This is a genomic window from Streptomonospora sediminis, assembly GCF_054778995.1.
Genome location: NZ_BAAGYZ010000051.1, coordinates 1 through 5,626 on the forward strand (window position 1 = coordinate 1; position 5,626 = coordinate 5,626).

The 5,626-nt window shown below is 73.8% G+C and carries 4 protein-coding genes and 1 pseudogene; 3 read left to right on the plus strand and 2 right to left on the minus strand.

Going from position 1 to position 5,626, the window contains the following annotated elements:
• Nucleotides 1–329: pseudogene (locus ACYVD5_RS11795) on the minus strand (hypothetical protein); the annotation flags it as partial.
• Nucleotides 326–1,021, minus strand: coding sequence for a hypothetical protein (locus ACYVD5_RS11800; protein WP_461001031.1), 696 nt, complete (start codon nt 1,019–1,021; stop codon nt 326–328). The pseudogene ACYVD5_RS11795 and the gene ACYVD5_RS11800, both read right to left, overlap by 4 nt.
• A 77-nt stretch (nt 1,022–1,098) precedes the next feature.
• On the opposite strand from ACYVD5_RS11800, the gene ACYVD5_RS11805 reads away from it, so the two are divergent.
• From ACYVD5_RS11805 to ACYVD5_RS11815, 3 genes are all read left to right on the plus strand, one after another.
• Nucleotides 1,099–2,826 (plus strand): PucR family transcriptional regulator, encoded by a 1,728-nt coding sequence (locus ACYVD5_RS11805; RefSeq protein ID WP_461001032.1) that lies wholly within the window; start codon nt 1,099–1,101, stop codon nt 2,824–2,826.
• A 386-nt stretch (nt 2,827–3,212) separates the two neighbouring features.
• Nucleotides 3,213–4,739 (plus strand): uracil-xanthine permease family protein, encoded by a 1,527-nt coding sequence (locus ACYVD5_RS11810; protein WP_461001033.1) that lies wholly within the window; start codon nt 3,213–3,215, stop codon nt 4,737–4,739.
• A gap of 63 nt (nt 4,740–4,802) precedes the next feature.
• Nucleotides 4,803–5,626: FAD binding domain-containing protein (locus ACYVD5_RS11815; protein ID WP_461001034.1), on the plus strand; the 824-nt coding region annotated here is incomplete at its 3' end.

Consider the following 5,626-nt stretch of genomic DNA (forward strand, 5'->3'; position numbering starts at 1 on the left):
CCCCCGGCGCCGGCCCCGGAACCGCCGCCGCCCGCCGGCGCCGACACGGCGGCCAACCGCTCGTCGGCCACCGCCAGCGCCGCCGCAGCGGCCTCGCCGCCGGCGGCCCGCACCGCGATGACCAGATCGTCGGGCCCGGTCCCCTCAGGGGCGGTGCCGCCCATCTCGGCGAGGATGCCCAGGTTGAAGCCGGTGCCCATGGCCACCAGTGCCGCTTCGACGCCGTCGGCGGCGGTGACGTCGCGGGTGACGCTCATCAGCGCCACCGAGTCGCGATAGGCGCCCTTGCGCACTTCCACCCGGGTGGTGGCCGCCGGTTCCGCGGTCATGGCGGGCTCCCTGGAATCGGGCTGCGGTGGTGGCGGGCGCGGGCCGGGCGCGGCCGTGCCGGGTCGGCGGGCGGCTTCCGGCCGGAGGCGGTGCCCTGGCCGCGCAGTACCGCTTTGGCGCCTGCGGGCATGCCCAGCGCCAGGCCGGTGCCAGAGGTGTGGTCGATGCCGAGCGCGCGGGCCGCTTCGGCGGTTGCCGCGGGCGGGTGGTGCCTGCGCGGTGCCCGCGGCCGGGGCGGACACCGCCACCGGCCCGCGTGGACGGTACGCGGGCCGGTGGGGCCGTCGGACACTGCGGAGCATCGACCGATGCGTACCGACGTTGCCGATGCGACGTCAGCGAACGGCCCCACGCTCTGCGTGCCGACAAGGGCCGGCCCGTTGGGCAACCGGGCGGTGTCTCGTGCCAGGAGAGCGATCGCCGTCGCCCCGTGCGGGCCCTCGACTTCAAGGTAGACCGCCAGACGTGACACGCCCAGTATTCGCGGCGGCCGAAATGGGCCGCTCACAATGTCATAAAGCGCGGAAGGCGCCGCCGCAGGCCAGACGCGCTCCGCCGCCGGGACGACGCGCCCGGGCGCGGGGACGCGGTGCACCTCCAGCGCGGCGCCGGTGCCCGCGGCGGCACCCCGGATCGCGGGTGCGGCGCTGACCGGCGGCGACGCCGTGCCGATCGGCGGCTGAGCTGCCATGGCACCCTCCCCTGCGCGCCGCCGCGGGCCCGGGCGGACTCAATTGCCGACGCTATGCCGGGGGTTATCGTCGACCCATGGAAAACCTTGCCAATGATCGGTCGGGGGCTGGACAGGATCTGCCGAGTGCCGAGCATGTGCACTCGGCGAGCACCTTGGCGCGCGGGCTTTCGGTCGCCGATGCGCTGAGCCTGTCGAGCCTTGCGGGGACCGAGGTGCTGGCAGGAGCGGCAGGTCTGGACCGGATGATCCGGCGGCTCAACGTCATGGAGGTCCCCGACATCCTGCCGTGGGTCAAGCCCGACGAGCTGCTGCTCACCACCGGGTACCCGCTGCGCAGCGCGGGCGACCTGGCCGAGCTGGTGCGCGACCTCGACGAGCGGGGGCTGGCCGCCGTCGCGATCAAACTGGGCCGCTACGTCGACACGCTGCCCGCCGAGGTGCTGCGCACCGCCGACTCGCTCGGGCTGCCGCTGCTGCGCCTGGGCGGGGCGGTGGCCTTCGACGACGTGCTCAACCAGCTGCTCACCGACATCCTCAACCGGCAGGCCGCCACCCTGGCCCGCGCCGAGGAGGTCCACCGGGTCCTCGTCGACGTCATCCTGGCCGGCGGCGGCCTGGAGGCGATCACCGGCAAGCTTCCGGACCTGCTCGACGGCGGCGTCATGGTCACCACCCCCGACGGGCGCGTGCTGGCCCGCTCCGGGATGGACGGGGCGGTGCTGGCCGACCCGGTGTGCTTCGACCCCGCGGGCGGCCGCTTCAAGGTGGAGAACTTCAAGCACGGCGTGCGCGCCCTGGACGACGAGGACCCGAGAGTGGTCCAGGTTCCCGTCCTCGCCGGCACCCTCGACCACGGCCGCGTCGTGCTCATCACCAGCGGGCGCAGCGCCGAGCCGGCCGACGTGCACCTGCTGGAGCGGGCAGCGGCCACCGCCGCCCTGGTCATCACCCGCGACCTGGCGGTGTCCGCGGTCGAGGGCAAGTACCGCGGCGACTTCCTGCGCGACCTGCTGGCCGGGCGCGCCGGCGACGGCGACCACGCCGTCCGCCACTGCGCCGGCCTGGGCTGGGACATCGACCGGCCGCTGATCGCCGTGGTCGCCGAGCTCGACTCCGAGTCCGCTACCGCCGTACCCGCGGCCGGCGACCTGCGGCCCGCCCACGAGCGGTTCGCCGGCGCTTGGAGCATGGCGGTGCGCGAACGCGACCCCGGCGCCGCCGTGGTCGGCTACAGCCAGGAGGTCGTGGTGCTGATGGGCGCCGACAGCGGCGGTACGGGCGCCGGCGGCGGCCCGGCGCAGCTGGTGCGCTCGGTCATCGCCAGGGTCGCCGGCGACGGCGGCGGGGGGCGGCGCCCGTTCGCCACCGGCATCAGCCGGGTGGCGGCCACCCCGGCCGAGCTGCCCCGCGCCTACGACCAGGCCCGCCAGGCCGCGCGGGTGGGGCGGCGGATGCACGGCCCCGGAGCGGTGGCCGAGTTCGACGACCTTGGCATCTACCGGCTGCTCAGCCAGATCCCCGACGGCGCCGAGCTGCGGTCGTTCACTGCCGAGACCCTGGGCGAACTCGCCGAAACCGGTTCGGCCGAAACCGACGACCTGCGCAGGACCCTGGAAACACTGCTGGACAACAACCTCAACGTCGCCGAGACCGCGCGGTTGCTGCACTTCCACTACAACACGCTGCGCTACCGGATCGGCAAGCTGGAGCGGATGCTGGGCCCGTTCAGCTCCGACCCCCACCTGCGCCTCAACCTCATGGTCGCCCTGCGCGTGGTACGCATGCGCGCCCTGCAGGAGTGAACCGGCGCAACGATGATCACGATGACCATGCAGAAATGTCCATCTCAGCTCCAATATTTGGCATTCCTGCATGATCATTGCCGAACACCATCCCAGAACCCCCGCGCGGACGTGCGCCGATATCGGTACCGCTGCGAAACCGCCCGGCGACGGCGCTGTCACAAAGGTGTGCCGGACTGAGAGGGCACACGCGACCGGAAGCCGGACTTCGCCAACGGTCGGGCGGTCCCTTGGCAGATGTCGCCCGTGCCGTTGCCGTGTCCGGCGCCTAGGGTTGCCCGGAAGTGAAGTGGATCACGCCACATTGACCCGCCGAACCGGGCGCCCGCCCCGCACGGGCTGCTAACGCCCCCGGTCGCTTCGGACTTGTCACGGTGGAGGACCCAGTGAACCTCGGCTTGCGGTGGAAGCTCTACGGCGACGGCAGCGCCCCGCCGCCCGGCGAGGTGGTCCGGCCCCACGAGCGCCTCTCCTGGGGACGCACAGCGGGCCTGGGCGCCCAGCACGTCGTCGCCATGTTCGGCGCGACGTTCGTCTTCCCCGTCATCATGGGCCTCGACCCCAACCTGGCGATCATGATGTCGGACGCCGCCACCATCCTCTTCCTGCTCATCGTGCAGGGGCGCATACCCAGCTACCTCGGCTCCAGCGCCTCCTTCGTGGCCGCGGCGACCGCCATCTCCCCGCAGGGCACCAACCCGGCCGTGCTCACCGGCGCGATCCTGGTCGCCGGCCTGGCGCTCGCCCTCGCCGGGATCGCCATCCACCTGCTCGGCCCCCGCGCCGTGCTCGCGGCGTTCCCGCCCGCGGTCACCGGCGGGGTTGTCATGCTGATCGGGTTCAACCTCGCACCGGTGGTGGCCGAGAGCTACTGGCCCTTCGACCAGTGGGTCGGCCTGCTCACCATGGCCTTCGTCATCCTGGCCACCGTGCTGCTGCGCGGCTTCCTGGGCCGCATCACCATCCTGCTCGGCCTGGTCTTCGGTTTCGCGCTGTCATGGATCTTCGACCTGGTCTTCGGCGCGGCCCCGCTGCCCGCGGGCGAAGGCGGCGGCACGGCACCCCGTGTCGACCTCGGCGCCGTGGGCGATGCCGCCTGGCTGGGCCTGCCCGAATTCCACGCCCCCGACTTCCAGACCTCGGCGATCCTGGTCGCGCTGCCCGCCGTCATCGCGCTGATCGCCGAGAACGCCGGACACGTCAAAGCCGTCCAGGAGATGACCGGCGACGACCTCGACCCCTACATGGGCCGCGCGATCTTCGCCGACGGTCTGGCAACCACCCTGGCCAGCGCGGTCGGCGGCTCGCCCACCACCACCTACGCCGAGAACATCGGTGTCATGGCCGCCACCCGCGTCTACTCCACCGCCGCCTACTACGTCGCCGCGATCGCGGCGATCCTGTTCGGCCTCTGCCCCAAATTCGGCGAACTCGTCGCCGCTACCCCCTCCGGGGTGCTCGGCGGTATCACCGTCGTGCTCTACGGCATGATCGGCCTGCTCGGCGCCAAGATCTGGGTGGAGAACCGCGTCGACTTCGGCAACCCGATCGTGCTCGTGCCGCTGGCCGCAGGGCTGATCGCCGGGATCGGCGGGGTCAGCCTGCACATCACCGAGGGCTTCGCGCTCGAAGGCATCGCCCTGGGCACGATCATCATCCTGGTCGGCTACCACGCCCTGTACCACCTGGCTCCGGCGGCCATGCGGCCCGCGGCGGCCACCAGCGGCACCGGCGACCGGCACGGGCCCGCCGACTCCGGCGCCGGGGTGGTGCTGGGCAGCGGCGTCGACACCGCGCCGCAGGACGGCGCCGCCGACACCGGCGGCACCGGCCCCCGCGCCGCCGGAAAGGAAGGTGCCGAGCAGGAAAGTACCGGGAAGGAAGGACCCGAGGGGTCCGGCACGGGCGGCTGACCCGTGCGGTGGGCGGCGGCCGGCCGCCGCCCACCCCCGCGGGCTCGCAGCGAGAGGAGAGCCGTGAAGCCACCGCCGTTCGCCTACCACGCGCCCACCGGCCTGGACGAGGCCGTGGGCCTGCTGGCCGAGGCGGGAGCCCAGGGCAAGATCCTGGCGGGCGGGCAGAGCCTGATCCCGCTGCTGAACATGCGGCTGGCCGACCCCGCGGTCCTGATCGACATCAACCGGGTCGCCGGCCTGGACGGGATAAGCGTCGGGCCCGGCGGCGTGCGCGTCGGCGCCCTGGTGCGGCACTCGCAGCTGGAGGCCGACCCGGCCGCCGCCGAGGCCGTCCCGCTGCTGCGGCAGGGGCTGCGGCTGGTGGCCCACCCCGTCATCCGCAACCGGGGCACCACGGTCGGCAGCATCGCCCACGCCGACCCTGCGGCCGAGATGCCCGCCGTGCTGGCGCTGCTGGGCGGCACCGTCGACATCCGCGGCCCGGCAGGGGACCGGTCGGTGCCCGCCGCCGAGTTCATCACGGGTCCCATGGAGACCGCGCTGGCCCCCGGCGAGATCGCGGTGGCGGCGCGGTTCCCCCGGCCCGATCCGGGCACCGGCACCGCTTTCACCGAGACCGCCCGCCGCCACGGCGACTACGCGCTGTGCGGGGTGGCGGCCGCGGTCGCCATCGGCGCCGACGGCGCCATCGCCTCCGCCCGCTGCTGCCTGATCTCGGTGGCGCCCGTCCCGCTCGTCGTCGACCTCACCGCGCACGCGGCCGGCCGCGAACCCGGTTCCGGAGTTTTCGCTCAAGCGGCCGACGCCGCCGCGGCGCAGACCGACCCCGACGGCGACATCCACGCCGGTGCCGACTACCGCCGCCACCTGGCCCGGGTGCTCAC